Source organism: Mesorhizobium sp. Pch-S, from assembly GCF_004136315.1.
Lineage (GTDB): Bacteria > Pseudomonadota > Alphaproteobacteria > Rhizobiales > Rhizobiaceae > Mesorhizobium.
The window spans coordinates 50,049-76,309 of record NZ_CP029562.1 but is presented as its reverse complement, the minus strand read 5'-3'; the positions used below and the strand labels follow the sequence as shown (position 1 = coordinate 76,309).

The following is a 26,261-nucleotide window of genomic DNA, read 5'->3' as shown; positions in this document are numbered from 1 at the left end:
GTTCAGCGGTCGGAAGGAAAGCGGTCCGCCGTCATCGGCATCACATCTTGTCGATGACGGAGGAGACGCCGCCGGTCGGGGCGTCGACGGCAGCGCCTGTCGCGAGAATGGTCGCAACGATCTTGTCGGGATCCTCGACCACCAGGGGCTTCACATTGTGAGCCGTGTGGATGAAGCCTTCAGCCGCCATATGATCGATCAATGCCAGCATCGGGTCCCAGAAACCTTTTATGTTGGCGAACACGATCGGTTTGCGATGATGGCCGAGCTGCGCCCAGGTCATGATCTCGACGATTTCCTCGACCGTGCCGATACCGCCCGGCAGCGCCACGAAAGCATCGGATTCTTCGAACATCCTGTGCTTGCGCTGGTGCATGTTGTCGGTGACGACCAGCTCATGCAGTCGATCGAGCGCGCTCTCCGTCGCCTCCCTGTTCATCAGGAAGCGTGGTATGATGCCCATGACCTTGCCGCCCGCGCGCATGGTGCCTTCGGCAACCGCGCCCATGATACCCTTGGTGCCACCACCATAGACCAGGCGCAGGCCTGAACGGGCGAGGGAATGACCGAGCTGGCGACCGGCTTCAAGATAGATGCCATCGCGGCCAGGTGACGAGCCGCAATAAACGCAGACGGATCGAATCGTGTTCATGATTGGATTGGTGATGCCGTCTGCAGGCCTGGTCAAGCCTGAAGGCGGGCTTTTTCTTGTCGGCTCTGAGAAAAGCAGCTAGACCGACTATAGGTGGCTAAGGGGGCTAACAGAATATGACAACAGCGCTTGTCAGGGCATTGCTATTTGCGGGAGGCGGCGCAGCAGCGGTTGCCGGGGTTGCGTATATCTCCGGTGCGCTCGACCCTTACCTGAAATCCACTCCACCCGCGCAGATCGCCGCCGTTCAGCCACCTGCGCCGTCGACGCAACAGCCAGCGGTGCAGCAGCCCGCGGCGTCGCAGCAGCCGGCTGAGCAGCAGGCCGCCGTGACACAGACGCCGGAGAAGCCGGCCGCACCGGCGCCAGCGTCTGGCCCTGTCACGCCGACGTTCGACGTTGTGCGTGCCGAAGGCGATGGCTCTGTCGTTGTCGCCGGCAAGGCCGCCCCGAATGCAAAGGTTGATGTCGTGCAGGGCGCAACCGTATTCGGAACCACGACGGCCGGTCCCGATGGCGACTTTGCAATCGTTCTGAACGATCCGCTGAAGCCTGGAAACTACCAGTTGCAGCTGCGTTCGACCGCTCCATCCAACGCTGTCGTACCTTCCGCGCAGACCGCCGTCGTCGCTATTCCCGAGAAGTCGAACGGTCAGGTGCTGGCCCTGGTCGAGGAACCGGGCAAGGCCGCAACCTTGCTCTCGGTGCCGAAGGTTGAAGAGAAGGCTGGTGAAACCAGCCCACAGCAGTCAGCCTCCGCACCTGCCGGCGCACAGGCTACCTCGCCACAGCCGACGGCTTCCGCGGCTCAGCCTGCCGAACCTGCAGCTCAGCCTGCGGCTGGGGCACCGAAGGTCTCGGTCGGCGCTGTCGAAATCGACGGCGGCAAGATCTTTGTCGCCGGTACCGCCGATGCAGGCCGCAAGGTTCGCGCCTATGCCAACGAGATCCTGCTCGGCGAGGCCGTGGCATCCGAAAAGGGACAGTTCCTTGTCGAGGCGACCCGCGATCTGCCGGTCGGCGACTACACCGTTCGGGTCGATCTTCTGGATGCCGACGGCTCCAAGGTGCTTGCCCGTGCGACGGTTCCGTTCCAGCGTGAGCCCGGCGAAGCCGTCGCCGCGGTCGCGCCTTCGGCTTCCGAAGCGGTTCCGACCGTGCCTCAGCAGGAAACCGCGTCGGCAGACAAGGCTCCGACCACCGTCGCGCCGAAGCTCGAGCAGGTCGACCACGCCGTCATCATCCGTCGCGGCGATTCACTGTGGCGCATCTCGCGTCGGGTTTACGGGCACGGCGTGCGTTATTCGACGATCTACCTTGCCAACCAGCAGCAGATCAGCAATCCGGATCGCATCTGGCCGGGCCAGGTCTTCAAGGTGCCGCAGAAGTCGAAGGAAGGCGAAACCGCCGACATGAAGACATTGGGCGACCAGGCAACCGTCACTGAATAGAATTCGTTTCGTCCATCTGGCCAGGTTGCGCAAAATTGGTTCATCGTTTATCGACGATGAACCATGGACTCTCCACTTGAACTTTGTGGCGCCGGCCACCCCATCGATACGCGCGCAGTCGCCGCAAAGTTTGCGGCGCTGTCGCATCCTGCGCGGATCGAGATCCTGAAGTGCCTGTCCGCCAGCCGTTCCTGCTGCTGCGGCGAGGTGGTGGATCATCTCGACCTCGCGCAGTCGACGGTTTCACAGCATCTGAAGATCCTTGTCGAAGCAGGATTGGTCCGCTTCACGCCCGACCGGCAGCGTTCGCGCTACGAGGTTGACCAAAAGGCGCTTGCTGCTGTCTCAGCATCTGTCGTCGCGCTGGTCGACGCCTGCCGTCGCACGGCCGAATTGATTTCATAAGGCAAGAACAGTGGCCGAAAAGACCGTTTCCGCTGCCGATACCGGCACCACTTTCCAAACGCTGCGCAATCTGTGGCCTTACATGTATCCGGCCGACCGGCCCGACCTGCGCTGGCGCGTCACCTGGGCGACGTTGCTGCTGGTGATTGCCAAACTGGTGCTGGTGGCAGGTCCCTATTTCTTCAAATGGGCAACCGACGCCCTTGCCGGTACCGGGCAATATCATCCGCCGCTGCCGGACATCCTGCTGGCGCCGATCGCGCTCGTGATTGCTTACAATTTTCTGCGCCTCGTACAGCTTGGTTTCAACCAGTTGCGCGATGCGCTGTTCGCACGGGTCGGCCAGCACGCGGTGCGTCAGCTGGCATTTCGCACTTTCGTGCACATGCATCAGCTGTCGTTGCGCTTCCATCTGGAGCGTCGCACCGGCGGTCTGTCGCGCATCATCGAACGCGGTACGAAGGGCATTGAAACCATCGTGCGCTTCATCATGCTCAACACGGCGCCGACCGTGCTCGAGTTTGCGCTGACGGCCGGCATCTTCGCCTTCACCTACGGCTGGAAATACGTCGCCGTCGTCGCGGTCACCGTCGCGCTCTACGTCTGGTTCACGGTAAGGGCGAGTGACTGGCGCATCGGCATCCGCCGCGACATGAACGACAGCGACACCGACGCCAACACCAAGGCGATCGATTCGCTGCTCAATTTCGAAACGGTCAAATATTTCGGCAACGAGGCGATGGAGGCCCAGCGTTTCGATCGGTCGATGGCGCGTTATGAAACCGCGGCTACCCGCATCTGGACGTCGCTCGGCTGGCTGAACTTCGGCCAGGGCGTCATCTACGGCCTCGGCACCACGGTCGTCATGTGCATGTCTGCCTATGAGGTGATGAACAAGACACAGACCATCGGCGACTTCGTGTTCATCAACGCCATGCTGATCCAGCTCTCGGTGCCGCTCAATTTCATCGGCTTCATCTATCGCGAAATCCGTCAGGGCCTGACCGACATCGAACACATGTTCGACCTGCTCGGCGTCAAGCAGGAGGTGGTCGACAAGCCGAGCGCCAAGCCGCTCGCCATCGGCAGCGGGAATGTCGAATTTCGCGATGTGCATTTTTCCTATGATCCCAACCGCAAGATCCTGAAGGGCGTCAGCTTCGAGGTCCCGGCCGGCAAGACCGTCGCCATCGTCGGGCCTTCAGGCGCCGGAAAATCGACGATCTCGCGGCTGTTGTTCCGCTTCTACGACGTGCAGTCGGGCGCGGTGCTGATCGACGGGCAGGATGTCCGCGACGTCACGCAGGAAAGCCTGCGCTCGGCCATAGGCATGGTGCCGCAGGATACAGTGCTCTTCAACGATACCGTCGCCTACAACATTCGCTATGGCCGCATGGACGCCAGCGAGGATGAAGTCCGCCGCGCAGCGGAGCTGGCCCAGATCGGCCCTTTCATCGAGCGTCTGCCGGAGGGGTATGCCACCATGGTCGGCGAGCGCGGCCTCAAGCTCTCGGGTGGCGAGAAGCAGCGCGTGGCCATCGCCAGAACGATCCTCAAGGCACCGCCGATCCTGATCCTCGACGAAGCCACGTCAGCACTGGACAGCCATACCGAGCAGGAAATCCAGGCGGCACTCGACCTGGTTTCAAAGGACCGCACCACGATCGTCATCGCGCACCGCCTGTCGACCGTGATTTCGGCGGACGAGATCATTGTCCTGAAGGATGGTCAGATTGCCGAGCGTGGCAAGCATGGCGATCTGCTTCGCCAGAATGGTCTCTATGCGTCGATGTGGGACCGCCAGCGCGAAGCGACGGAAGCGGAAGAACGCCTGCGCATTGCCCGCGAAACGGACGATCTTGGCGTCGTCGTTCGCAGGCGCACGGAAGAAGTGTCGTAAGCAACACGCATCTGCATTACATCAACGGCCGGGCTGAAGCGTTTCCGCCTTTTAAGGAAACGCTCCAATCTTTCTGTTTTTGCGTAATTCCGGACGGAAAACCGCTACGCACTCTTCCTGGAATTGCTCTAACGTGCGTCAGGGGCAGGGACGTTCGCTACACAAAAGCCGGGGAACCGATGCTCTACGCCATTCTTGCTTACCACGCCTCGGGCGTGGTCGAATCCTGGACACCGGACGAGGACGCCGCAGTGATGGCGGATCTCGCCATTGTGCGCGACAGACTGCTTGCGGAGGGCAAGCTGGGTCCTGCCGCACGCCTCGGGCCGACCGAAGGTGCCTTCACCCTGAGGGGACCGGGAGCCGGCATGGTCATCGACGGACCGTTCGCCGAGACCAAGGAACAGTTGCTTGGCTTCTATGTCATCGACTGTGCGACCCGCGAGGAAGCCGTCGAGGCCGCACGCAGCCTCCGCAGCGCCAATCCGACCGCAGTCTATGAGATCCGTCCTGTTCCGGTCTATTTGCCGGGTGTTCCGTTCCCGGTTACGCAAGTCGAGGAAAGTTAGAGGGATCTCAATCCCTTAGCCAGATGAGTCGCCGGACATCGGAGCGTCCGCGGCTGCGTCTATGCGTTGGCTGCCGCCCGCGCGGCTTTGGCGCGTTGCGATGGCGGGCGCTTTCCGGTAGAGAGGCGCATCCGAAACGGAGCCGCCCCCAGCCCGATGAATCTTGTCGACACGGTCAAGAACGCGTTCGTTCCGATCCACCGCGAAGGCTATCCGTTCATCGCGGGCTTTGCCGCGGCGACGCTGCTGCTCGGCTATTTTTCGTCGACACTGTTCTGGATCGGCCTGATCCTCACCGCCTGGTGCGCCTATTTCTTCCGGGATCCGGAGCGTGTGACGCCTGTTGATGATCGCCTGGTCGTCAGCCCTGCCGATGGCGTCGTCTCGGCGGTAGGCCCAGCGGTGCCGCCGCGTGAGCTTGGTCTCGGCACAACCGAGATGACACGCATCTCGGTGTTCATGGACGTGTTCTCCTGCCACGTGAATCGCTCTCCCGTGCGCGGCCGCATCACACGTATCGAGCATCGGCCGGGAAAGTTTCTCAATGCCGAACTCGACAAGGCGAGCCAGGAAAACGAGCGCAACGGCCTCGTCATCGAAAGCCCGAACGGCACGGTCGCAGCGGTGCAGATCGCCGGCCTTGTCGCGCGGCGTATCGTCTGCTGGGCTGACGCCGGCGGCACACTGGCGGTTGGCGAGCGTTTCGGGCTGATCCGTTTCGGCTCACGTGTCGATGTCTTCCTGCCTGCCAATGCCGCTCCGCGCGTCGCCGTTGGCCAGACGGCGGTTGCCGGCGAAACCATCATTGCCGAGTTCGGTGGCGCGCAGGCGGCGCCACTTGTGCGCATCTCGTAAGGACGGCGCGATGGGCGCTCCTTTCAAGAAATTCGAGCCGCATGGTCACGGCGGACCGCGCATCACCGAGATCCCGCTGCGCATGGTTCTTCCGAACCTGGTGACCGTCCTGGCGATCTGCGCCGGCCTCTCCGGTATTCGCTTCGCTTTCGAAAACCGTTTCGAGACGGCGGTGGTGATGGTGCTGCTTGCGGCATTCCTCGACGGCATCGATGGACGTCTGGCGCGGCTGCTCAAGGCAACATCCAAGTTCGGCGCACAGATGGATTCGCTGGCCGACATCGTCAATTTCGGTGTCGCACCTGCACTGGTCCTCTACGCCTATCTGCTTGACAGGGCTGGATCGCCCGGCTGGATCGCCGCTTTGCTGTTCGCCATCGCCTGCGGTATGCGCCTGGCGCGCTTCAACGTGCTCGACGAGCAAACGGATCGGCCGGCCTGGCAGGCCGACTATTTCGTTGGCGTGCCTGCTCCTGCGGGCGCCGTCCTTGTCCTGCTGCCGCTCTATCTGGCTTTCCTCGGCATGCAGCCGACACGGCCGATCGCATTCGCTGGGGTCGCCTTCACCGTGCTGATTGCTTTCCTGCTGGTCAGCCGGTTGCCGGTCTACTCCGGCAAGAGCCTCAAAATTCCCGGAGACCGCGTGCTGCCGGTGATCCTTGCGGTCGTGCTCTATGTGCTGCTCCTGGTCAGCTACCCTTGGCATACGCTCACGGCATCGGTGGCAGCCTATCTGATCTTCCTGCCCTTCAGCGTGCGGGCCTATTCGCGTCGCGCCAAGAAGGAAGGCGAGGCGATCCTGCCGCCGGACGTCGACCACAAGGGGATCGAAAGCGAAAGCTGAGTGGCGTTTCCCGCGTCCGAGTAAATTTTCCGGAGCGTCAGACGGTTAGCCCGAGCTGCTCCATCGCCAGCTTTTTCGTGGCGACATAGTCGGTTTTGCCGGATCCCAGAACCGGGAGTGTGTCGACCTTGACGATATCGTGCGGCACCATCAGTTCGGCCGCGCCATGCTGCTTGCTGAACTTGCGCAGATCTTCAGGGTCGGCATCGTCGGCAGTGGTCACCAGCACGATGCGTTCGCCCCGTCGTTTGTCGGGCACCGCGACAGCGGCGTGATTGTCTTCCGGCCAAAGCGACCGCACCATCATTTCGACTGCACCCAGGGAAACCATCTCGCCGGCAATCTTGGCAAAACGCTTGGCTCGGCCGCGGATGGTGATGAAACCATCCCGATCGGCTGAAACGATGTCGCCGGTATCGTGCCAGTTCTCCAGCTGCTGCAGCTCTCCTGGCCGGTCTGCGGTCATGTAGCCCATCATCATGTTCGGTCCGGCGAGCCATAGCCTGCCGCCATCCTTGATGCCTTCGACGGCATCGAGCCGCATGCGGATGGCTGGCAGCAGCCTGCCGACGGTACCTTCGCGGCTGTGGATCGCGGTGTTGACGGCGACGACCGGGGCGGCCTCCGTCAGGCCGAAACCCTCGACGATCTCGGCCTGAAACCGGTCACGGTAGATACGGCGTGTCTCTGCCTTCACCGGTTCGGCACCTGCCACGATGAACCGCAGGCTGGCGAAATCACCATCGCCCGCGTGGCGCGCATAGTTTGCCAGGAAGGTATCGGTACCGATCATCACGGTAGGGTGCTTTTTGCCCGCAATCTCGGGAATGATCTTGTAGTGGAGAGGGGAGGGATAGAGAAACGCCCGCATCCCGCTCACAAGCGGCAGGATGGTGCCGCAGGTCAGGCCGAATGAATGAAAGGCAGGCAGCACATTGAACAGGATATCCCTGGGCGAAATCGTGAGCCGTGCCTCGGCCTGCATGGCATTGGCCACAAGGTTTCTATTCGAGAGCACGACGGCTTTCGGGTGGCCCTCCGAGCCTGACGTGAACAGGATCACTGCCGGCTTCTGTGCGTCCTGCGGCTGCAGCGGCCAGCGCCAGCAGGCTGCCGCGGCAAGCTTTTCGAGGCCGGACGTGGTCTCGCGAATGTCCTCGAGCCAAAGGAACTTCGCGCCACCTTCTTCGGCAGCGGTGACGACATCGGCAAGCGACGCCTTTTCGATGAAGGCGCGCGAGGAGACGACGGTGCGGATCACCGCCGTGCGCACGGCGGAAGTCACATTGGCCGGGCCTGCCGTGTAGTTGATCATCGCTGCGACCCGGCCGGATGACCACATTCCAAGCAATGAGATCACCATGGCGTTGGTATTGGGCAGAAGCACGCCGACGGCCTCGCCGGGGGCCGTGCGTGCTTCGACGCGCTGACCGAAGACGCGGGCGCCGGCAAAAAGTGTTCTGTAGCTGAGCGTTCCGCTCACCACGTCTTCAATGACGGGATGGGAAGCGCCGAAACGATCGGAAGCATCGCGGATCGACTGGAACAGGCCGCGGCTGAGATCGGTGGCGCCGAAGCGTGCTTCCGCAACATAGTCGAACAGCGCATTGCCGCGATTTCGCGCCGGTTCGCCATCTCGCGCAGCCAGTTGCTCAAGTGTCATCGGGGGCAGCACGCTGACCACGAGTCTGGGGAACAGCCTGCGAGGGGCCAGCTCTGCGGGGGTCAGCGAGCTGGGAAGCCAGCGGGCGCCACCGACGAAGATCGGCACGATACGGGCATCCGCCTGCAAGGCGATGCGCGACACCGCGCGGTAGAGCCGGAACGATTTCACGTCCGGCTCGACGGCATCCGGGAAATAGACCGCGAGGCGACCTCGCCCTTTCAGGACGCGCACCAGACGCCGGCTGACGAAAACATGTTCGGCGTTGAAGGCGATGGTGCGGGCGAGCTCGCGCCAGGGTTCCAGCCAGAAGGATCGTGCGGAGGCCTCGTCGAGGATATGGAGCGTGTTCTCCGGCAACAGCGACAGCATCAGCGCCGGATCGAGTTTCGACTGGTGAACGATCGCATAGATCACTGGCGCGTTGGCGTCGCGGATGGTCCTGAGATTGTGATCGGTGATCCGGTAGGCAAGTTTGAACGGCGTGTACAGGAATGCCTGGGCGAAGCTGAGGCCGAGGCGCACTTTCTCGATCGCCGCAATCAGCAGCCAGGCAATCGCGACAGCGGCAAACAGGCCAACGCCGAGAATCATACCGCGTCACTCCCAATGCAGTTCAGGGTGTCGCGCGTCCCTGCGGACGCTTCGTGCGCTCCGATCACCGGCCGCACCGCGCAGACCCTATCGAAAGTGACATCAAGGTCAATGCGAAACGGGAGAGCGCACGTATGGGGAAAACCGACCGTCAGGTCGACTGGGTGCAAAGAAAAAGCCGACCATGAGGTCGGCTGGAGGGGGGCGGGCCGAGGGGTTGGGGGGACTAGAGCATGGCCCGCACCAAAATAATGCGCGGGCTCTGTGATGGTTCCATGACAGCGCAATTATTTTACAGCCTTGCCTGTGGAAAGTTGCATCAGGCGTTGCGCGGAACTCCAGTCATGCCAACCGTGTGCGAGGACCGCGCAGAGGACAACGGCTCCGCCTGCCAGACTGGCATAGGGAGGGAACTCGGACAGGAAAAGCCAGGCGAACAACGCGGCGGCAGGAATCTCGGCGGCACCGAGCAGCGCTGCCTCCGGGGCGGGGATCAGTCTGCTGCCTTCGGTCCACAGCACCGAGGCGACCGCGAAGGAGGTGCCGAAAACCGCAAGCAGGAGGATATCCTGGCGGCTGATGGCCAACGGATCCGTGACGAACCAGCCGAACAGGAACAGTAGCAACGAGGAAACCGCACCGGCCCAGACCACGGGAGTGTCGCGAAAGCCACGGACCATGATCATGTAGAGCGAACTGCCGATGGTCATCAGCAGTGCCAGCCCGTCGCCGAATAGATTGCCGGTACCGAGGCCGGAATGCACCATGACGGCGACGCCGCACAGCGACAGTATGGCCGCTGCCATGGTTGGCAGCCGGAAAGGTTCGCGTACCAGTATCCAGGCGAGCAGGGCGGTTACGAATGGCGCCGTTGCATAGATGACCGCGACATTGGCGACATAGGTGAACTTGAAGGCCGCGATAAAAGCGATGCTGGCAGCGGCCCCTTCGACGGCCAGGAGCCATCCACGCCAGCCGAGCCGCATGTCAGGCCGCTTCCCGGTCTGCCCGGGTCGCCAGCGCACATAGACTCCGATCAACAGGAAGCCGACAAATCCGCGCCAGCACGTAACCGTCAGCGCGTCGGCAGTGATCGATTTGGTCAGCACACCGCTGAGGCCGAAGACGATTGCCGATGCTGCCACCAGCAGGATGCCGAGTGCGCGGTTCCTTTCAGCCTCATTCGCCTGTGCCATCAGCCCCTCCGTGCCGATCATACTAGCTGCGGGCTACTGACAGCCTTCTGGCAGGAAACCGGTCCTTCAGGCTGCAGGCTTGCGGAAACGTTCGCTGGCGACGACGACAAGACCGGCAAGCACGATGATGGCCGCGCCGACAAACACGGCGTCGCGCGGCACGTCGCCCCAGATCAGGAAACCAAGCGCGAAGGCCCAGAGCAGGGCTGTGTATTCGAACGGAGCGATGATGGAGATCGGTGCCCGCTTCATGCCCTCGAACAGGAAATACTGGCCGAGGCCGCCGAGAACACCGACGGCGATCATCAGGAGAAGCTCCTGCCAGCTCGGTGTCTGCCAGGTCCACAGCAGTGGAACTCCGGCGATCACCAGAAAGAATGCATTGTTGAGCACGAGCTGCACTGTGGTGCGCTCCTGTGTGGCGACCTTGCTCAGCAACACGATGGAGAGCCCCCAGAAGCCGGCCGCGGCCAATACCAGCAGAACAGGCAGTGAAAAGCCGAGGCTGGCCGGGTCACAGGCGACGAAGACGCCGCCGAAGCCCATCAGGACGGCCACCCAGCGCAGCAGCGGGACTTGCTCCTTCAGGATCACGATCGACAGCGCCGTCACGATGATCGGTGCGGCGAAATAGATGGTGGTGAGCTCGGCGAGCTGCAGGTCTTGGCGGCCGTGTAGTAGCAAAGCCAGGCCGCAAGGATGAGGAAGCTGCGCAGGAGCATGGATTTGAGGATCGGCGAGCGTGCCGAATCGACGACCAGCCGCCGACCGCCGGTTGCAAGGCAGCCAACCAGGATCGTGGCGCTGCGAATGAACAGGATCTGCCAGACCGTGGCAGCCGTCACCAGCAATTTGATCGAGGCGTCCTGCAGCGAAAACAGCAGATAGGCCAGGCTGGTCAGCAGAATGCCTGCCAGCACCTTTTCACGCGTATCGGAAAGAATGACGTCCGTCATTGTGGGCTCGGTTGCGGAATGCACGGCCGAGCCAGGATCGTCATTGGTCCAGGCCCCTCCGTAGCTGTCAAGCTACACGAGAGGCTGCCTCAGCGCTGCTGAGCCAGACAAATGCTTGCGTTGGCGCAGTTTCGGCACGTTTCCGTTTTTCACGGAAACGCAGAAACACTCCAGCTTTTGCCTACGCAATTCCCGACGGAAAACCGTTGTACACTTTTGCTGGAATTGCTTGGCGCCTGAACGTGCCGGGCTTACTGAGCCGGTGCCGCCGGCTGTTGCTGCTGCTGTTCGGCGCCGGGCTCGTCATCGCCCATGTCGGCGTAAGGCGAGGCGCTCGGCACGCACTGGACCGTCCAGCCGGTCGGTGCGGGCTGCTGTTTCTGGAATTCGGTGATGGCGCCCGCGCACTGCTCGCGATTGTCGAAGGTGCTGGGCAGCACGACCATGCCGCCTTGCGGGCCGGCAACCACGAGATACCAGACCAGAGCAACGGTCGATGACATGGAAAGTCCTCACTTTGGGATTGGGAATGAATGAGTTGACGGAACCTAGCAAGTCTTGGCCGCGCGTGAAAGCGCGCCCATGACGCATGGCCCCGAAAGCTGAATCAACCTTCGGAGCCAGCTGCCTTCAAAAGTGAACAGAGCAACCGAACTTGGATTTAAGTGTGGCTTGGATCAGACGGTTGCCACGGGTTCGCTCACTCCGCCGCGAAACAATAGAACAGCCCGTCGCCGCCGGTGCCTTTCAGCGCGTCCTGGCTGCAGCCGCCGCGCGAGCCGTGCGACGAATTCCAGGATTTGGCCGCTGCCGAATCGTCCAGCCCGGTGCGATCGGAGTGCCCCATCAGCGCGACGCCTTCGGCACCGCTCTGCGTCCAGTCGCCACAGGTCTTGTCGGCAGCCCTGGTGCCGTCCGGGTTGGAGCCGGTCAGGATATCGTGCCGGTTCGGCTTGTCGCCGCGTCCATTGATCACTTCACCTTTTTCGTTGAGCGCGGTCTGCTTGGTGAGGTTGTTCTTGTCGCTGTGCAGTGACGCGACATCATCCGCTATCTTTTCGCCCTTGGCATTGAACCATGGGCCCTTGCCGATTCGGTCGCGTGCGTCCGCATCTTTGCTAGAAAGGTAGGCGTGCCAGGTCTTGCCGGTCACACCGGCAGCTTCGGCCAGCTTGCCGCAATGGGCATCGGCGCCAGCCAGTCCGCCGAGATCCGCGCCCTTGCCGGAACCAGCGCTGGTGACGAAGAAGCTCATCGTTTTGTCCTGGGCGTGAGCGGATCCGGCAAGAATCAGTGCCACGGTTGCGGAGAAGAAAAGCAGTTTGCGCATGGAAACTCCTCCCGATTTGATGCCCCTGCCAGGAGCAACGATACCGGGAGGGCAATTCATCCTGCAACCATGCCCGTTGCGGATCCCGTGACTTAGGCGGGCATCTGGTACGAGACCCAGCGATTGGGCTTGGCCTGGAAGATCATGCCGGTCTCGGTGACCGACTGGCCGGCAAGCGGCACGATGCGCGCTGCAATTTCGGAAGGGTGCGGCAAGGTGTCCGGATTCTCGCCTGGCACTGCCTGCGCGCGCATGGCGGTACGGGTGGCGCCGGGATCGACCATGTTGACGCGCAGCGGCGAATTGCGGGTCTCGTCCGCCCAGGAGCGCCCCATTGCTTCCACCGCGGCCTTGGAGGCGGCGTAAGGACCCCAGAAAGCGCGTGCCGAGTGTGCTGCGCCCGACGAGAGCAGGATGGCCCGGCCTGCATCGGAAAGCCTGAGCAGGGGGTCGACCGAGCGGATCAATCGCCACGTCGAGGTGACGTTGACGTTGATCACTTTCTCAAAGGTCTTGGCTTCGACGTGGCCGATCGGGGCAATCACGCCGAGCACGCCCGCATTGGCGACCAGGATATCGAGCTTGCCCCACCGTTCATGGATCGCGCCGCCCAGCCGGTCGATGCCGGCCATGTCGGTGAGGTCGAGCGGCACCAGCGTCGCTTCGCCCTTGCCGGTCCTGGCGTGCTCCGCCTTGATCTCGTCGTCCAGTTCCTCCAATCCGCCAACGGTACGCGCAACTGCGATGACATGTGCGCCGGCGGCCGCCATCTGCTTCGCGATGAAGTAGCCGATACCGCGCGAAGCGCCGGTGACGACCGCGAGGCGGCCGGTGAGGTCTGGAGTAGCAGTCATGCGGTCATCCAATATGACGAGAACGGTCAGCGCGACCAGATAGGACGAAATCCACGCAAACGAAACCCCGCCGGCCCCGGCCGACGGCCGGTTCGACGAATGGTCGCAGCATTTTCGCGGGGCATGTCGGGAAAGTCGACGTCCAGACGTCCTTGAAGCGAACACGGCTTGCAAAGGAGGACAAGATGGGCCGGACTGCTGCAATTCTCACCGCAAGACTGATTTTTGCCGGTGTCTTCGCCATGGCCGCAACGTTCAAGTTTGCGGGGATGGCCAATACGGCCGCTTACATCGCGGCGGCGGGTTTCCCGGTTCCGCTGCTGCTGGCCTGGCTGGCGGCGATCTTCGAGGTCGCGCTGGTGCTGGCCTTCCTGAGCGGCGCCTTCTTTTCGGAAGCAGCCTTGCTGGCAGCTGCCTATGTGATCTTCCTGGCGCTCTCGTTCCACGGCCCGTCGCACTGGCAGGCGAACCAGGCCGAATTCGGCTTCTTTGTCGACCACTTCACCTTTTTCGCAGGGCTGCTTTACGCCGCGGTTCACGGCCCGGGTGAGCGGCTGACATTGCGCCAGGGTACTCTGTGGAAGGGATCGGAGGCTTCCACGAACTGACGCGAAAGCCACTCGACTTACTGACCGCCGCTCGCCAGCAGCGACAGCGTGCGCACATTGTCGGCGCCTTCATGGTCGAGCAGGCGCGTCGGATACTGGCCGGTGAAGCAGGCGTCGCAGAACTGCGGCTGCTCTTCATTGCGGCCGGCCTCGCCGACCGCGCGATAGAGCCCCTCGATGGTGAGGAAACCGAGCGTGTCGACACGGATGAATTCCGCCATTTCCTGCACCGACATGCGTGAAGCGAGCAGCTTCGACTTCTCCGGCGTATCGACGCCGTAGAAACAGGACGCACGGGTCGGCGGCGAAGCGATGCGCATATGCACTTCCTTGGCGCCGGCATCGCGCACCATCTGCACAATCTTCTGCGACGTGGTGCCACGCACGATCGAATCGTCGACCAGCACCACACGCTTGCCTTCGATCATGCGGCGGTTGGCGTTGTGCTTCAGCTTGACGCCCATGTGGCGGATGGAATCGCCCGGCGAAATGAAGGTGCGGCCAACATAGTGGTTGCGGATGATGCCGAGTTCGAACGGAATGCCGGCTTCCTGGCTGAAGCCGATCGCGGCTGGGGTTCCGGAATCCGGCACCGGCACGACAATGTCGGCTTCGACCGGGTTTTCGCGCGCCAGCTCGGCGCCGATGCGCTTCCGAACGTCATAGACGTTACGGCCCTCTATCGAAGAGTCCGGGCGGGCAAAATAGACATATTCGAAAATGCAGAAGCGCGTTTTCTGCGGTTCGAATGGGAAATGGCTTTCGATACCCTTGGTGGTGATGACGACCATCTCGCCGGGCTTGATGTCGCGAACGAAGCGGGCGCCGATGATGTCGAGGGCGCAGGTTTCAGAGGCGAGGATCCAGGCACCGTCGAGATCGCCCAGCACCAGCGGGCGGATACCCAACGGATCGCGAACGCCGATCAGCTTCTTCGAGGTCAGCGCCACCAGAGAGAAGGCGCCTTCCAGCTGGCGGATGGCCTCGATAAAACGCGAATTGATGTCGCGTTCCTTGGAGGTGGCGACCAGATGCAGGATCGTCTCGGTGTCGGATGTCGAGGAGAAGATCGAACCCTGCTTCTGCAGCGTGCGTTGCACGGTCAGCGCATTGGTGATGTTGCCGTTGTGGGCAACGGCGAGACCGCCGGTGGAGAGCTCGGCGAAGAAGGGCTGCACATTGCGCAAGCCGGCGCCGCCGGTGGTGGCGTAGCGTGTGTGGCCGATGGCACGATTGCCTTGCAGCCGGTCGATCACCGACTGCTTGGTGAAGGTGTCGCCGATCAGGCCGACATGCCGTTCGACATGGAACTGGTTGCCGTCATAGGAGACGATGCCCGCCGCTTCCTGGCCTCGATGCTGCAAGGCATGAAGCCCAAGTGTGGTGATGGCGGCCGCATCCTGGCGGCCGAAAATACCGAAGACACCACATTCGTCATGGAAGTGGTCATCTGCCTCGGCGCAAAGCACGTCGGTTGCGTCTGCCATGCCGGAAGCCTCTTGCCCGCTAAAACCGCGATATAAGGCTATGACGCCACGAAAGCAACGTGCTCTCGCGGCGTTTCACACGATCGTCAGTTGTTTGTAGCCGGCGCATTGCCGCCGGCAGGCGGCTGGTCGGCCGGCGCCTCGTCGTCCGGTGCCGGCGCCTCGTTGTTTTCAGGCACTGTGCCTTCGGGGGCAGGGGCCTGCGCACCCGCGGGCGGTGTTCCAGTGTTTGGCACCACGCCGCTCTTGTTGAGCTGCTTGAGGATCGTCTTTTCCGGATCTTCCGGCAGCACGCTTTCGATGTACTTGCCGATCGATTCCAGCAGCGGGCGCGACTTCGATTCGGCAACCCAGTTCGGTGCCTTCTCGCCCGCCAGCCAGTTGAAGAACATCAGGCCGACAGCGACGACCAGAATGCCGCGTGCCGCCCCATAGAGAAAGCCCAGCGTGCGATCGAGCGCGCCAACCCGGGAATCGATGATCCAGTCGGCGATCTTCATGGTGATGACCGACACGACGATCAATGCGATGAGGAAGACGATGCCGGCGGCAGCGCCCATCGCGATCTTTTCATTGTCGATATAAGGCTGAACGTAAGGAATGACCGGCTTGTAGAACAGGTAGGCCGCGACCGCCGCTGCCGCCCAGGAGGCGATCGACAGCACCTCGCGAGAGAAGCCGCGCACCATGGCAAGCATTGCAGAAACAAGCGTGAAGCCGGCGAGAATCCCGTCTAGCAGCGTAATCGGCATGTCCTGCGCCTACTCCATATGCCCTATCATTCGTCCTCTGTGGCACGACCGCGGCGAGTGCCGGCGATGCGCGCCACAAGATCGGCGAGCTCGGTAGGCTGGAAAGCGCCGGCGCCTATACCCCCGGCAATTTCCTCACTGCCCACGGGCAGGACTGCGCTTCCGAAGCCCAGCTTCTCGGACTCCTTGAGACGCTGTTGCGCATGCGCAACCGGTCTCACGGCGCCGGAAAGGCTGATTTCGCCGAAATAGACGCAATCAGCGGGAAGGGCAAGACCGGTGAGCGACGACACCAGCGCCGCGGCCACCGCGAGGTCGGCAGCCGGTTCTGAAATACGATAGCCGCCGGCGACATTCAGATAGACGTCGTGCTGGCCGAAACGCACGCCGCAATGCGCTTCCAGGACGGCCAGGATCATCGACAGCCGCGCGCCGTCCCAGCCGACAACCGCACGGCGCGGCGTGCCGAGAGAGGAGGGCGCGACAAGAGCCTGGATCTCGACCAGCACCGGCCGGGTGCCTTCCATTCCGGCGAAAACCGCGGCGCCGGGCGACTTTGCATGCCGTTCGCCGAGGAAAAGCTCGGAAGGATTGGCGACCTCCCGCAAGCCCTTGTCCGACATTTCGAACACGCCGATCTCGTCGGTCGGGCCGAAACGGTTCTTCACCGTGCGCAGGATGCGGAAGTGGTGGCCGCCTTCGCCTTCGAAGTAGAGAACGGCGTCGACCATGTGCTCGACGACACGTGGTCCGGCGATCTGTCCTTCCTTGGTCACATGCCCGACCAGCACCACCGCAGCGCCTGTGGATTTCGCATAGCGGATCATCGCCTGGGCCGCCGCGCGTACCTGCGTGACCGTCCCGGGGGCCGAATCGGCGAGGTCTGTCCACAGGGTCTGGATCGAATCGATGATGACCAGATCCGGGCGCTTGCCGTCGGCGATCGTGGCCAGGATATCCTCGACATTGGTTTCGGCGGCGAGTTCCACCGGCGCCGAGGCGGCACCCAGCCGCTGCGCGCGCAGCCGGATCTGTGCGACGGCCTCTTCGCCGGACACATAGACGATGCGGTGGCCCTGGCGTGCGAGTGCCGCTGCGGCCTGGGTGAGCAATGTCGATTTGCCGATGCCGGGGTCGCCGCCAACCAGGAGCGCCGAGCCGCGCACGAAGCCGCCGCCGGTGGCGCGGTCCAGTTCGCCAATGCCGGAGGCGATGCGGGGTGCATCCTCGATGTCACCAGACAGTGTCGTCAGCGCGACGGCGCGGCCCTTGCGGGCGCTTTTGAGCGAAGCGGGTCCCGAGCCGATGCCGCCGGCGGTACCTTCCTCGATCAGTGTGTTCCATTCGCCGCAGGCGTCACATTTGCCCGCCCAGCGCTGATGCACCGTGCCGCAATTCTGGCAGATGAACTGAACGCGCGACTTAGCCACGAACACGGCCTGTTCTGCGCTGAGGTGCAGGGATACGGATCAATGTTCGAACCGCTCGGGCAACTGATGCTCTTCGGCGAGGTCGGAGAAGCGGGTGTACTGACCTTCGAACGCAAGCTCGACCGTGCCGGTCGGACCGTGACGCTGCTTGGCGATGATCAGTTCGGCCTTGCCCTTTACCTTCTCGAATTTGATCCGCCAGTCTTCATATTCCGGCGTACCTTCCTCTGGCTGCTTGTTCTGCATGTAATACTCGTCGCGATAGACGAAGAGCACGACGTCGGCGTCCTGCTCGATCGAGCCCGATTCGCGAAGGTCGGACAGTTGCGGGCGCTTGTCGTCGCGGCTTTCGACCTGACGCGACAGCTGCGACAGCGCGATGATGGGCACATTGAGTTCCTTGGCCAGCGCCTTGAGACCGGTGGTGATTTCGGTGATTTCCTGCACGCGGTTCTGTGAGGATTTGGCGGAGCCTTGCATCAGCTGGACGTAGTCGATGACGATGACTTCAAGGCCGCGCTGGCGCTTGAGGCGGCGCGCACGCGCGGCAAGCTGCGCAATCGAGATACCGCCGGTGGCGTCGATGTAGAGCGGGATCTTCTGCATGGTCTGCGCGCAGGCGACCAGCTTCTCGAAATCGGTCTCGGTGATCTCGCCGCGGCGGATCTTCGAGGACGAGATTTCGGTCTGCTCCGAGATGATACGGGTCGCCAGCTGTTCCGACGACATTTCCAGCGAGAAGAAGCCGACAACGCCGCCATTGGCGGCCTTGATTGATCCATCGGCCTGCTGTGCCGGCTGATAGGCTTCGGCGATGTTGAAAGCGATGTTGGTAACCAGCGACGTCTTGCCCATGGCCGGACGGCCGGCAAGGATGATCAGGTCGGAGGGTTGCAGGCCGCCGAGTTTGCGGTCGACGTCGCGCAAGCCGGTGGAAATGCCGGAAAGATGGCCGTCGCGCATATAGGCGGCATTGGCCATGTCGACCGCGGTTTTGACGGCGTCGGTGAAGGCTTCGAAACCACCGTCGTAGCGGCCGGTCTCGGCCAGTTCGAACAGGCGCCGCTCGGCGTCTTCGATCTGCTCCGAAGGCGACATGTCTACCGGCGCGTCGTAGGCGATGTTGACCATGTCCTCGCCGACGGTGATCAGCGCGCGGCGGGTGGCCAGGTCATAGATGGCGCGGCCATAGTCGGAGGCGTTGATGACGGTGACGGCCTCGGCGGCGAGCCTTGCGAGATATTGCGCGACGGTCATGTCGCCGACCTTTTCGTCGGCAGGCAGGAAGGTCTTGATGGTCACCGGGTTGGCCATCTTGCCCATGCGGATCAGTTCCGCCGAGACCTCGAAGATCTTGCGGTGCAGAGGCTCGTAGAAATGGGCGGACTTGAGGAAGTCGGAGACCCGGTAGAAGGCGTCATTGTTGACGAGCATGGCGCCGAGCAGAGCCTGTTCGGCCTCGATGTTGTTGGGGGCTTCCCGATAGAGCGGCGTTTCCGCCGCGCCGAATTTGAGAGCTGCCTCTGCCATGATATCCCCAATCTATTCCGGTGTGTCGTTAGCAGAAGGATCGCGGCAACGGTCCATTCAGACTCCCCGAACGACCAACCAATGCCCGTGATTCACAGAACTGCCACATCGTCCACAGGACGATATTCCGGCACCCCGAATCCGATTGACTCGGTGGGGCATAAAGCCTAGCCGAGCAACAGGAACAGATCAAGAACTATTGCCGTGATCAGGCAGATTCGAGGTCGAGCGCATCGCCCCAATCAAGCCGGCGAGCCGTCTTGAAGAGGTCTCCGTCACGTTTCGTGAAAAGCCGCTCCGATACGGTGCCGTCAGGCTGGCACAGCTTGAGTGCGACCTTGCCCGAACCGGTTCTCGGCGGCGCCAGAACACGGGCTGCCCGCGCGGTGCGGGGCATACGGGATGCGGCAAGGTAGATGAACTTCTCGTCCTCCCAGGGCACATCCGCATCCTTGGCCAGCCGGTGCAGGCGTGAGCGGGCGACGCGTCGCGAAAAATGGCACCAGTCCGGCGCAACAAGCGGGCAGGGTGCCTGGTGCGGGCATGGAGCCACGATCGACGCGCCGATCTCGATCAGCCTGGTTCTGGCATCCAGGATGCGCTGCCAGCCGGCAGGCGTGCCCGGTTCGACGACGAGCAGCGTGCCGGCAGTCAGCTGCCAGAGGCGTTCGATCAGCCGAGGCAGCGATGCCGGTGCGATTTCATCCATGACATACGCGATCGTTACGAGGTCGGCGGCCGGCATGTCCGCGAGATCGATCGTCACGTCGCCGGCCTGCCAGCGGACCTGCGACACATCGATGCCTGTCGCGAGCGTCTGCCCCACTTTGCGGGCAGCATTGCTGGCTTCCAGCAGCGTTGCGGATTCGATCGAAGCCCATTGGTCTGCCGCAGCCCACAACACCGTGCCGGGTCCGGCGCCGATATCGAGCATCGTCCCTGGGGCAAAATCCGGCAATGTGTCCGCAAGCACTTCGATACTGGTACGGACGGCTGCATAGGTGGCGGGCAGGCGGGTGGCGAGATAGGCCTTGGCGGCAATGTCATCCCCCATGTGCAGGCGCCCGTCGCGCACTTCGGCGCGGTAGCGATCGGACAACGTCCGGGAAGCCTGCTTCAGTGTTGCCAGCGGTACGTTGTCCAGCAATTGCTCGACGGCCTGGCGCAGCGGTGCGGGCAGTTCCATGCCTAGACGCTCCTCGGTGCGAACAGGATCACGGACGCTCCCGCCATGCAGACCGCGGCGCCGACGATATCCCAGCGATCGGGCCGAATGCCTTCAGCGAGCCACAGCCAGAGCAGGGATGCAGCGATGTAGATGCCGCCATAGGCCGCGTAGGCGCGCCCGGCCGCGTCGACCGGCACCAGCGCCAGCAGCCAGGCGAAGGCAACCAGAGAGGCGAGACCCGGCAGCAGCCATAGCGGCGATTTCTCCAGCCGCCACCAGGCCCAGAACGAAAAACAGCCGGCGATCTCGGCGATAGCTGCAACGACAAAGAGGAGGATGTTCATCCTCCTCTCTTAGTCGATATCAATAGCCATGGCATCAGTCCGGCAGAACGCCGGACGTGGAATACGCGCGCCTATTCCTTCACCTTGCGCCGCCGCACCGGCTTGGCAAACAGCGGCTTCTGCGGTGCATCGCGCACTTCAAGCGCCTTTTCGCACTTGCTGATGTAGTCGCGTGTCATCGGCAGGACGTCGTTCTTGTGCGTGAGCTGGATCTGGAACACGACAAGGTCCTGCCAGCGGAAGGACGCTTCGGAACCGGACAGGTAGAACTCCCACATGCGGCAGAAGCGCTCATCGTAGATCGCCTTGACCTTGTCGCGGTTGGCCAGGAAGCGTTCGCGCCAGTGCTTCAGCGTGTCGGCGTAATGCAGCCTCAGGATTTCGACGTCGGTGACTGCCAGGCCCGAGCGTTCGATATGCGGCATCATCTCGGAAAGTGCCGGGATGTAGCCGCCCGGGAAAATATGCTTGCGGATGAAGGCGTTGGTGGTGGTGGCCGGCCCGGTCCGTCCGATCGTGTGCAGGAGCATGACGCCGTCCGGCTTCAGCAGTTTCGCGCTTTTGTCGAAGAAGGTCTTGTAGTGGTTGACGCCGACATGCTCGAACATGCCGACCGACACGATGCGATCGAAGCGCTCGGACAGATCACGATAGTCGCGCAGCTCGAAATGGACACGCCGGTCGAGGCCCTGGGCATGCGCCCGGTCGGTCGAAACCTGATGCTGCTCGGTCGAGAGCGTGACGCCTAGCACATCCGCTTCGAAGGCTTCGGCGATGTAGAGGCCGAGCCCACCCCAGCCTGATCCGATGTCGAGCACGGTCTGGCCGGGCCGCACCTTCAGCTTCGCGGCAATATGCCGTTTCTTGGCAAGCTGCGCTTCCTCAAGGGTCATGTCCGGCCGCTCGAAATAGGCGCAGGAATACTGCATGTCGGTGTCGAGGAACAGTTTGTAGAGATCGCCCGACAGATCGTAGTGATGCGCGACGTTGCGGCGCGACTGGCGGGCATTGTTGAGCTGCTGCAGCGGACGGACGGTCAGCCTCGCCGAATTGACCAGCTTGCCCCAGGTCGACTCGATCCAGGAAATGCCGGTGTTTTGATAGACGAGGTGAAGGAACGAGAGCACATCGCCTTCAACGAAGTCGAGTTCCTCTTCCATGAAGGCTTCGGGAATGGCCAGGGACGGGTGCAGGGTGATGGCGCGCTCTGCATGGCGCGTGTGAATTACCATATGCACTTTCGGGCCGCTGCCGTCGCCGAAAGTCCGGGTCGCCCCATTCGGCCCGGTGATGACCAGATTGCCTCTGCGCACAACGCGTTCGGCAATGCGTTCCAGAAAAACATTCATGACGTGCCCTCAAAGAACGATAGTGACAGCACTGCTGTCCAATCCCTCAAAAAAGGCGGAAGCGTCGAAAAGTTCCGTTGGCATAAAAAAACCGGGCGCCAGGCCCGGTTTCTTGATCCAGTAACAAGACTGGCTTTATGACAGATCTCTAAAAGATCAGGCGTTCTCTTCTTCGCCTTCGAAATCGGCGTTCGGATCGAAGAAGCTGTCCGGACGGGCGTTTTCGTTGATGTCGTCGCCATAGATGGCTTCGGCGGTGGTGAGCGTCTCACCCTTGGCCTGGCGTTCGGCCTCTTCGGACGAACGGGCGATGTTGAGCGTCACGGTGACTTCGACTTCCGGATGCAGCGCGATCGCCACATTGGTCAGGCCGATGGTCTTGATCGGGTGGTTCAGTTCGACCTGGTTGCGTGCAACCGAAAAGCCTTCGGCGGTCAGCAGATCGGCGATGTCGCGGGTCGAGACCGAGCCGTAGAGCTGACCGGTCTCGCCGGCCGAGCGCACGATGATGAAGCTCTTGCCGTCGAGCTTGTCGGCAACCTGCTGGGCTTCGGACTTGCGCTCGAGGTTGCGGGCTTCCAACTGGGCGCGCTGACCTTCGAACTTCTTCTTGTTGGCTTCGTTGGCGCGCAGCGCCTTGCCCTGCGGCAGCAGGAAGTTACGGGCGAAGCCGTCCTTGACCTTGACGGTGTCACCCATCTGGCCGAGGCGGGAAATGCGTTCGAGAAGAATGACTTCCATTGTTTTCTCCATATGCGTCGTAGCCGACGCTGTTCGGGAGACAGTCAGGAAGAGAAGGGCGCTTTGGCACCGGTTTCGCTGTCCTGCCTGTCGAGGCAGTTAGGGCTCATGCCCAACTTGGGATTCTCGGCATACCGGCCATGCCCATCATGGTCGGAGAAAACCCGCGGGCGTTGCCGCCCGCGGGTAAATTGTTAGCGAACCACGTAGGGCAGCAGGCCGAGGAAACGGGCGCGCTTGATCGCCTGGGCGAGTTCGCGCTGCTTCTTCTGGCTGACGGCGGTGATGCGCGACGGCACGATCTTGCCGCGCTCGGAGATGTAGCGCTGCAGCAGACGCACGTCCTTGTAGTCGATCTTCGGAGCATTGGCGCCGGAGAACGGGCAGGTCTTGCGGCGGCGATGGAACGGGCGCCGGGTCGGGATCTGGTTGATGTCGACCATTATTCTGCACCCCCTTCAAAGCTGCGCTGCGGACGCGGGCCACGATCGCCACCGTCACGGTCGCCGAACGAGCGCGGACCACGATCGCCGCGGTCGCCGAACGAACGCGGACCACGATCGCCACGGTCACGGTCGCCGAAGCCACCGCGCTCGGAGCGCTCTTCGCGCTTCTGCATCATTGCCGAGACGCCTTCCTCGTGCTTCTCGACCTTGATGGTCAGGAAGCGCAGGACGTCTTCCGACAGACCCATCTGGCGTTCCATTTCGCTGAGCGCTGCCGGCGGGCAGGTCAGGTCCATGAGCGTGTAGTAAGCCTTCCGGTTCTTCTTGACCCGGTAGGTGAGGGACTTCAGTCCCCAGTTCTCGACCCGGCCAACCGAGCCGCCGCCTGCGGTGATGACGCCCTTGAAACGTTCAACGAGCTCATCGACCTGCTGCTGCGACAGATCCTGCCGGGCAAGGAACACATGTTCGTAAAGAGCCATTTGTCTTGCCTTTCTTCGTTTCTCTCCCGGTTCCCGGCGGCTAAAGCCTCTGCAACTTCTCTTTATCCGCGAAGCGGAGAAGAAAGGAGCATGACGAGACGGTCGAGAGCGGAGACACGGGAGGCGGAAGCGTTTTCGCTCCACACGGTGGTTCCCTGGGAAACCTCCGGCCCTCCGTTCAGCCCCCAGCTGGGACCGGCAGATTGGGCGCGTCTATACAGCAATTTGGCTGGAACACAACCCTGACCGGCCGTGCTACGGCAAATCACGCAGATGCTGGCTGGGGACGGCGCAAATCAGGGCCATTGCGGGTGGCGATGGTGCATCTCATATTCCGGCGTCTCAATAACCGGAGAAGTTCATGTCTTTCCAGGCCTATCTCGATACGATCAAGAACAAGACGGGCCAGGGGCCGGACGACCTGATGCGCCTCGCCGACGCAAAGGGCTATTCGGAGGGTGGAAAGCTGAAGCCTGGCATCAAGGCTGGCCAGATCATCGAATGGCTGAAGACGGATTATGATCTCGGTCACGGTCACTCCATGGCAGTCTATGCCCTGTTGACCGGCAAGAAGAAACCCGGCGACTGAGGGCGGTGCCTCTTCGAGGTCTGCGGGACTGGCCACTGGAGTAAAAGCGGGCCGGATTTGGACGTTGTACGGACCCGATGAATGAGCCATCAGGGCCGTTTCGTCGCAAACCAGGGAGCCCGCCATGACCGATCCGAGGAAGGATCACGATCATTGGTCCGATGTCGCGTCCGAATGGATCGAATGGGCCCGCGCACCCAACCACGACGCCTTCTGGGCGTATCGGCCGGCCTTGCACGAGTTCATCGGCAAGGGCGCCGGTGACGCACTGGAGGTAGGCTGCGGCGAAGGCAGGGTTTCGCGCTTGCTGAAGGAACACGGTTATCGCGTGACCGCGACGGACACGGTTGCAGCTTTTGTCGCTGCCGCCAGGGAGGTCGATTCGGCTGACCGCTACGAGGTCGCGCCGGCCACCAGCCTGCCGTTCGAAGCGGCCAGCTTCGACTTCGTCATGGCCTACAACGTCTTGATGGATATCGACGATGTGCCCGCCGCAGTAAAGGAAATGCGGCGCGTGCTACGCCCATCCGGCACGCTGTTTGTCTCGATCGTGCATCCCTTTGCCGATCGCGGCCGTTTCGACCGCGAGCGTCCACATGCCCCTTTCGTGGTCGACGGCAGCTATTTCGGCCGCGAGCATTTTGAAGGCACGGAGGAACGCGGCGGCTTGCGCATGCGTTTCGCCGGCTGGTCACAGCCGCTGCAGCACTACATGGCCGCGCTGGAGACAGCCGGATTGGCAGTTACTTCGATTCTGGAGCCTACGCCTGATACCGGATCGCAATGGGCTGCCATGCGCAACTGGGATCGGATTCCGTTGTTCCTGTGGCTGAAAGCCCGGCCGCTTGCGGCCTGATAGCCGTCAGCCCCTCCCTGCTTTCAGGACAAGGCGGCCCACGGCCAGCAGGATGTAGGCTCCGAAGAACAAGGACAGCGCTCCGCCGAAGCCGGACGGCCCGAAGGCGTCCATGCCGAGGCCGATGGCCTGCGGTCCAAGCACCATGCCGACACCATAGCAGAGCACGAAGGCAGCATTTGCCGAGGCAAGTTCGTGGCCGGACAGCTGCGAGCCGAGATGGGCAAGGCCAACGGTGTAGAGCGCCGCTACGACGCCGCCCCATACGAACAGAAGTCCGGCCATAAGGCGCCAGTTCGAGGCAAGGTGCGGCATGACCAGCGTTCCGATGAGCCCGACAGCGGCGCAGGCAAGAAGCAGGTAGCGACGGTCACCGACCCGATCACTGACCATGCCGATCGGGATCTGCAGCAGGACATTGCCGAGCCCGATCATGGTGAGCAGCAGCGCCGCATCCGCTTCCGAATAGCCGATCCGGTTGCCGTAGACCGGGAAAAGCGCGAAGCCGCCGGTCTCGACCGCGCCGAACACCAGGACAGCGGCCGTGGCGGTGGGAACCAGCCAGATGTAGCGAAGGAAGCCGCTGGTTTCCTCGCCCTCCGGCCGGATCGGTGGGCTTTCCTTGCGCGCTGCAAGCACGGGGATCGCCGCAACCGTGACGAGCACGATGATGACGCCGAAGGGCAGGAAACCGGAGCTGCCGATCTGCGAGAACAGCCATGGTCCGGCTGCGAAGCCCAGCGACAGCACTGTGGCGTAGATGCCGAGTACCAGGCCGCGTCGCTGTGGCGGCGCGGAGGTGCTGATCCAGAATTCGGAAAGGATGAAGAGCACCGTCAATGCGATGTGAAGCACGATGCGAAGCGGAAACCACATCCAGAACGCTGGTGCGAAATGGAAGCCGACAAAGGCGAGTGCGCCTGCCGCGATCATGATCAGCATGGCCCAGGCCACGCCGAGACGTGTGGCGATCGGTGTTGCCAATGGTGCCCCGGCGATCGAGGCGAGGCCGGCGACCGCCGTGTTGAGCCCGATCATGGAGGCCGAATGGCCGCGCGATTCCAGGATGACGCTGAGCAGCGGCATGCCAAGGCCGATGGCAATGCCAACGACGCTGATCGAGGAAATGGCTGCTATCATCGGCAGCCAATGTACGCGCTCCTCGTCTTGCGCCATGGTTTCGTCCGTCATGCCAGCCTGATTATGGATT

The 26,261-nt window shown here is 62.5% G+C and carries 26 protein-coding genes and 1 pseudogene; 9 read left to right on the top strand and 18 right to left on the bottom strand.

Annotated features, from left to right (window positions below; translation table 11 throughout):
• Positions 1–40: 40 nt before the first annotated feature.
• On the bottom strand, positions 41–652 hold the full coding sequence (locus C1M53_RS00350) for a TIGR00730 family Rossman fold protein (RefSeq protein ID WP_129410421.1): 612 nt from the start codon (positions 650–652) through the stop codon (positions 41–43).
• Between the two features lie 116 nt (positions 653–768).
• On the opposite strand from C1M53_RS00350, the gene C1M53_RS00345 reads away from it, so the two are divergent.
• From C1M53_RS00345 to pssA, 6 genes are all read left to right on the top strand, one after another.
• A complete protein-coding gene (locus tag C1M53_RS00345; RefSeq protein ID WP_129410420.1) occupies positions 769–2,103 on the top strand; it encodes a LysM peptidoglycan-binding domain-containing protein in 1,335 nt (444 codons plus the stop codon).
• A gap of 63 nt (positions 2,104–2,166) precedes the next feature.
• The gene (locus tag C1M53_RS00340; RefSeq protein WP_129410419.1) at positions 2,167–2,508 is read left to right on the top strand and encodes a metalloregulator ArsR/SmtB family transcription factor; all 342 of its coding nucleotides are present in this window, start codon (positions 2,167–2,169) and stop codon (positions 2,506–2,508) included.
• Positions 2,509–2,518: 10 nt separating this feature from the next.
• Positions 2,519–4,408, top strand: coding sequence for an ABC transporter ATP-binding protein/permease (locus C1M53_RS00335; RefSeq protein WP_129410418.1), 1,890 nt, complete (start codon positions 2,519–2,521; stop codon positions 4,406–4,408).
• A gap of 179 nt (positions 4,409–4,587) precedes the next feature.
• Positions 4,588–4,977, top strand: a complete 390-nt coding sequence (locus C1M53_RS00330) for a YciI family protein (RefSeq protein WP_129410417.1) — start codon at positions 4,588–4,590, stop codon at positions 4,975–4,977.
• 129 nt (positions 4,978–5,106) lie between these two features.
• Positions 5,107–5,832, top strand: a complete 726-nt coding sequence (locus C1M53_RS00325; RefSeq protein ID WP_260855053.1) for a phosphatidylserine decarboxylase — start codon at positions 5,107–5,109, stop codon at positions 5,830–5,832.
• Positions 5,833–5,842: 10 nt separating this feature from the next.
• Positions 5,843–6,676 (top strand): CDP-diacylglycerol--serine O-phosphatidyltransferase, encoded by an 834-nt coding sequence (gene pssA, locus C1M53_RS00320; protein ID WP_129410415.1) that lies wholly within the window; start codon positions 5,843–5,845, stop codon positions 6,674–6,676.
• Between the two features lie 37 nt (positions 6,677–6,713).
• On the opposite strand, the gene C1M53_RS00315 is transcribed toward pssA, so the two are convergent.
• From C1M53_RS00315 to C1M53_RS00290, 6 genes and pseudogenes are all read right to left on the bottom strand, one after another.
• Positions 6,714–8,933, bottom strand: coding sequence for an AMP-binding protein (locus C1M53_RS00315; protein ID WP_129410414.1), 2,220 nt, complete (start codon positions 8,931–8,933; stop codon positions 6,714–6,716).
• A 287-nt stretch (positions 8,934–9,220) separates the two neighbouring features.
• A complete protein-coding gene (locus C1M53_RS00310) occupies positions 9,221–10,129 on the bottom strand; it encodes a DMT family transporter (protein WP_129410413.1) in 909 nt (302 codons plus the stop codon).
• Between the two features lie 66 nt (positions 10,130–10,195).
• Positions 10,196–11,085: pseudogene (locus tag C1M53_RS00305) on the bottom strand (DMT family transporter).
• 251 nt (positions 11,086–11,336) lie between these two features.
• Complete coding sequence (locus tag C1M53_RS00300) at positions 11,337–11,588, bottom strand: hypothetical protein (protein ID WP_129410412.1); 252 nt, start codon at positions 11,586–11,588, stop codon at positions 11,337–11,339.
• A gap of 197 nt (positions 11,589–11,785) precedes the next feature.
• Positions 11,786–12,415, bottom strand: a complete 630-nt coding sequence (locus tag C1M53_RS00295) for a hypothetical protein (protein ID WP_129410411.1) — start codon at positions 12,413–12,415, stop codon at positions 11,786–11,788.
• A 92-nt stretch (positions 12,416–12,507) separates the two neighbouring features.
• A complete protein-coding gene (locus C1M53_RS00290; protein WP_129410410.1) occupies positions 12,508–13,269 on the bottom strand; it encodes an SDR family NAD(P)-dependent oxidoreductase in 762 nt (253 codons plus the stop codon).
• Positions 13,270–13,454: 185 nt separating this feature from the next.
• Between C1M53_RS00290 and C1M53_RS00285 the strand changes: the two genes are divergently transcribed.
• Complete coding sequence (locus C1M53_RS00285; protein ID WP_129410409.1) at positions 13,455–13,877, top strand: DoxX family protein; 423 nt, start codon at positions 13,455–13,457, stop codon at positions 13,875–13,877.
• 17 nt (positions 13,878–13,894) lie between these two features.
• Here the strand turns inward: C1M53_RS00285 and purF are convergent, their stop codons facing one another.
• The 10 genes from purF to rpsF all read right to left on the bottom strand — a co-directional run bounded on the left by purF (position 13,895) and on the right by rpsF (position 23,606).
• A complete protein-coding gene (gene purF, locus C1M53_RS00280; RefSeq protein ID WP_129410408.1) occupies positions 13,895–15,364 on the bottom strand; it encodes an amidophosphoribosyltransferase in 1,470 nt (489 codons plus the stop codon).
• 86 nt (positions 15,365–15,450) lie between these two features.
• Positions 15,451–16,116 carry a CvpA family protein gene (locus C1M53_RS00275; RefSeq protein ID WP_129410407.1) on the bottom strand — a complete coding sequence of 222 codons (666 nt, stop codon included), beginning with the start codon at positions 16,114–16,116 and terminating at the stop codon, positions 15,451–15,453.
• A gap of 26 nt (positions 16,117–16,142) precedes the next feature.
• Positions 16,143–17,546 (bottom strand): DNA repair protein RadA, encoded by a 1,404-nt coding sequence (gene radA, locus C1M53_RS00270; RefSeq protein WP_129410406.1) that lies wholly within the window; start codon positions 17,544–17,546, stop codon positions 16,143–16,145.
• A gap of 39 nt (positions 17,547–17,585) precedes the next feature.
• Positions 17,586–19,076 (bottom strand): replicative DNA helicase, encoded by a 1,491-nt coding sequence (locus tag C1M53_RS00265; protein WP_129410405.1) that lies wholly within the window; start codon positions 19,074–19,076, stop codon positions 17,586–17,588.
• Between the two features lie 208 nt (positions 19,077–19,284).
• On the bottom strand, positions 19,285–20,262 hold the full coding sequence (locus C1M53_RS00260) for a small ribosomal subunit Rsm22 family protein (RefSeq protein ID WP_129410404.1): 978 nt from the start codon (positions 20,260–20,262) through the stop codon (positions 19,285–19,287).
• Between the two features lie 2 nt (positions 20,263–20,264).
• Positions 20,265–20,588 carry a YnfA family protein gene (locus C1M53_RS00255; RefSeq protein WP_129410403.1) on the bottom strand — a complete coding sequence of 108 codons (324 nt, stop codon included), beginning with the start codon at positions 20,586–20,588 and terminating at the stop codon, positions 20,265–20,267.
• 71 nt (positions 20,589–20,659) lie between these two features.
• Entirely contained in the window at positions 20,660–21,937 is a 1,278-nt protein-coding gene (locus tag C1M53_RS00250; protein WP_129410402.1) for a cyclopropane-fatty-acyl-phospholipid synthase family protein, read from the bottom strand.
• 156 nt (positions 21,938–22,093) lie between these two features.
• The gene (gene rplI / locus C1M53_RS00245) at positions 22,094–22,678 is read right to left on the bottom strand and encodes a 50S ribosomal protein L9 (RefSeq protein ID WP_129410401.1); all 585 of its coding nucleotides are present in this window, start codon (positions 22,676–22,678) and stop codon (positions 22,094–22,096) included.
• Between the two features lie 194 nt (positions 22,679–22,872).
• Positions 22,873–23,121, bottom strand: coding sequence for a 30S ribosomal protein S18 (gene rpsR, locus C1M53_RS00240; RefSeq protein WP_024923879.1), 249 nt, complete (start codon positions 23,119–23,121; stop codon positions 22,873–22,875).
• Positions 23,121–23,606: a 30S ribosomal protein S6 gene (gene rpsF, locus C1M53_RS00235; RefSeq protein WP_101934856.1), complete on the bottom strand. Its 486-nt coding sequence runs from the start codon at positions 23,604–23,606 to the stop codon at positions 23,121–23,123. Before rpsF ends, rpsR begins: the two co-directional genes overlap by 1 nt.
• Positions 23,607–23,967: 361 nt before the next feature.
• Here rpsF and C1M53_RS00230 point away from each other — a divergent pair, with 361 nt between their 5' ends.
• Together C1M53_RS00230 and C1M53_RS00225 are read left to right on the top strand one after the other, a co-directional pair.
• The gene (locus C1M53_RS00230; protein WP_129410400.1) at positions 23,968–24,195 is read left to right on the top strand and encodes a DUF4287 domain-containing protein; all 228 of its coding nucleotides are present in this window, start codon (positions 23,968–23,970) and stop codon (positions 24,193–24,195) included.
• 124 nt (positions 24,196–24,319) lie between these two features.
• On the top strand, positions 24,320–25,051 hold the full coding sequence (locus tag C1M53_RS00225) for a class I SAM-dependent methyltransferase (RefSeq protein WP_129410399.1): 732 nt from the start codon (positions 24,320–24,322) through the stop codon (positions 25,049–25,051).
• A gap of 6 nt (positions 25,052–25,057) precedes the next feature.
• On the opposite strand, the gene C1M53_RS00220 is transcribed toward C1M53_RS00225, so the two are convergent.
• On the bottom strand, positions 25,058–26,242 hold the full coding sequence (locus C1M53_RS00220) for an MFS transporter (protein ID WP_129410398.1): 1,185 nt from the start codon (positions 26,240–26,242) through the stop codon (positions 25,058–25,060).
• Between the last annotated feature and the right edge of the window lie 19 nt (positions 26,243–26,261).

Bases quoted from the DNA above. Each gene is read 5' to 3' on its own strand.
- C1M53_RS00350 (WP_129410421.1), bottom strand. From the start codon at position 652: ATGAACACGATTCGATCCGTCTGCGTTTATTGCGGCTCGTCACCTGGC.
- C1M53_RS00345 (WP_129410420.1), top strand. From the start codon at position 769: ATGACAACAGCGCTTGTCAGGGCATTGCTATTTGCGGGAGGCGGCGCA.
- C1M53_RS00340 (WP_129410419.1), top strand. From the start codon at position 2,167: ATGGACTCTCCACTTGAACTTTGTGGCGCCGGCCACCCCATCGATACG.
- C1M53_RS00330 (WP_129410417.1), top strand. From the start codon at position 4,588: ATGCTCTACGCCATTCTTGCTTACCACGCCTCGGGCGTGGTCGAATCC.
- pssA (WP_129410415.1), top strand. From the start codon at position 5,843: ATGGGCGCTCCTTTCAAGAAATTCGAGCCGCATGGTCACGGCGGACCG.
- C1M53_RS00315 (WP_129410414.1), bottom strand. From the start codon at position 8,933: ATGATTCTCGGCGTTGGCCTGTTTGCCGCTGTCGCGATTGCCTGGCTG.
- C1M53_RS00310 (WP_129410413.1), bottom strand. From the start codon at position 10,129: ATGGCACAGGCGAATGAGGCTGAAAGGAACCGCGCACTCGGCATCCTG.
- C1M53_RS00300 (WP_129410412.1), bottom strand. From the start codon at position 11,588: ATGTCATCGACCGTTGCTCTGGTCTGGTATCTCGTGGTTGCCGGCCCG.
- C1M53_RS00295 (WP_129410411.1), bottom strand. From the start codon at position 12,415: ATGCGCAAACTGCTTTTCTTCTCCGCAACCGTGGCACTGATTCTTGCC.
- C1M53_RS00290 (WP_129410410.1), bottom strand. From the start codon at position 13,269: ATGACTGCTACTCCAGACCTCACCGGCCGCCTCGCGGTCGTCACCGGC.
- C1M53_RS00285 (WP_129410409.1), top strand. From the start codon at position 13,455: ATGGGCCGGACTGCTGCAATTCTCACCGCAAGACTGATTTTTGCCGGT.
- purF (WP_129410408.1), bottom strand. From the start codon at position 15,364: ATGGCAGACGCAACCGACGTGCTTTGCGCCGAGGCAGATGACCACTTC.
- C1M53_RS00275 (WP_129410407.1), bottom strand. From the start codon at position 16,116: ATGCCGATTACGCTGCTAGACGGGATTCTCGCCGGCTTCACGCTTGTT.
- C1M53_RS00265 (WP_129410405.1), bottom strand. From the start codon at position 19,076: ATGGCAGAGGCAGCTCTCAAATTCGGCGCGGCGGAAACGCCGCTCTAT.
- C1M53_RS00260 (WP_129410404.1), bottom strand. From the start codon at position 20,262: ATGGAACTGCCCGCACCGCTGCGCCAGGCCGTCGAGCAATTGCTGGAC.
- C1M53_RS00255 (WP_129410403.1), bottom strand. From the start codon at position 20,588: ATGAACATCCTCCTCTTTGTCGTTGCAGCTATCGCCGAGATCGCCGGC.
- C1M53_RS00250 (WP_129410402.1), bottom strand. From the start codon at position 21,937: ATGAATGTTTTTCTGGAACGCATTGCCGAACGCGTTGTGCGCAGAGGC.
- rplI (WP_129410401.1), bottom strand. From the start codon at position 22,678: ATGGAAGTCATTCTTCTCGAACGCATTTCCCGCCTCGGCCAGATGGGT.
- rpsR (WP_024923879.1), bottom strand. From the start codon at position 23,121: ATGGTCGACATCAACCAGATCCCGACCCGGCGCCCGTTCCATCGCCGC.
- rpsF (WP_101934856.1), bottom strand. From the start codon at position 23,606: ATGGCTCTTTACGAACATGTGTTCCTTGCCCGGCAGGATCTGTCGCAG.
- C1M53_RS00230 (WP_129410400.1), top strand. From the start codon at position 23,968: ATGTCTTTCCAGGCCTATCTCGATACGATCAAGAACAAGACGGGCCAG.
- C1M53_RS00225 (WP_129410399.1), top strand. From the start codon at position 24,320: ATGACCGATCCGAGGAAGGATCACGATCATTGGTCCGATGTCGCGTCC.
- C1M53_RS00220 (WP_129410398.1), bottom strand. From the start codon at position 26,242: ATGACGGACGAAACCATGGCGCAAGACGAGGAGCGCGTACATTGGCTG.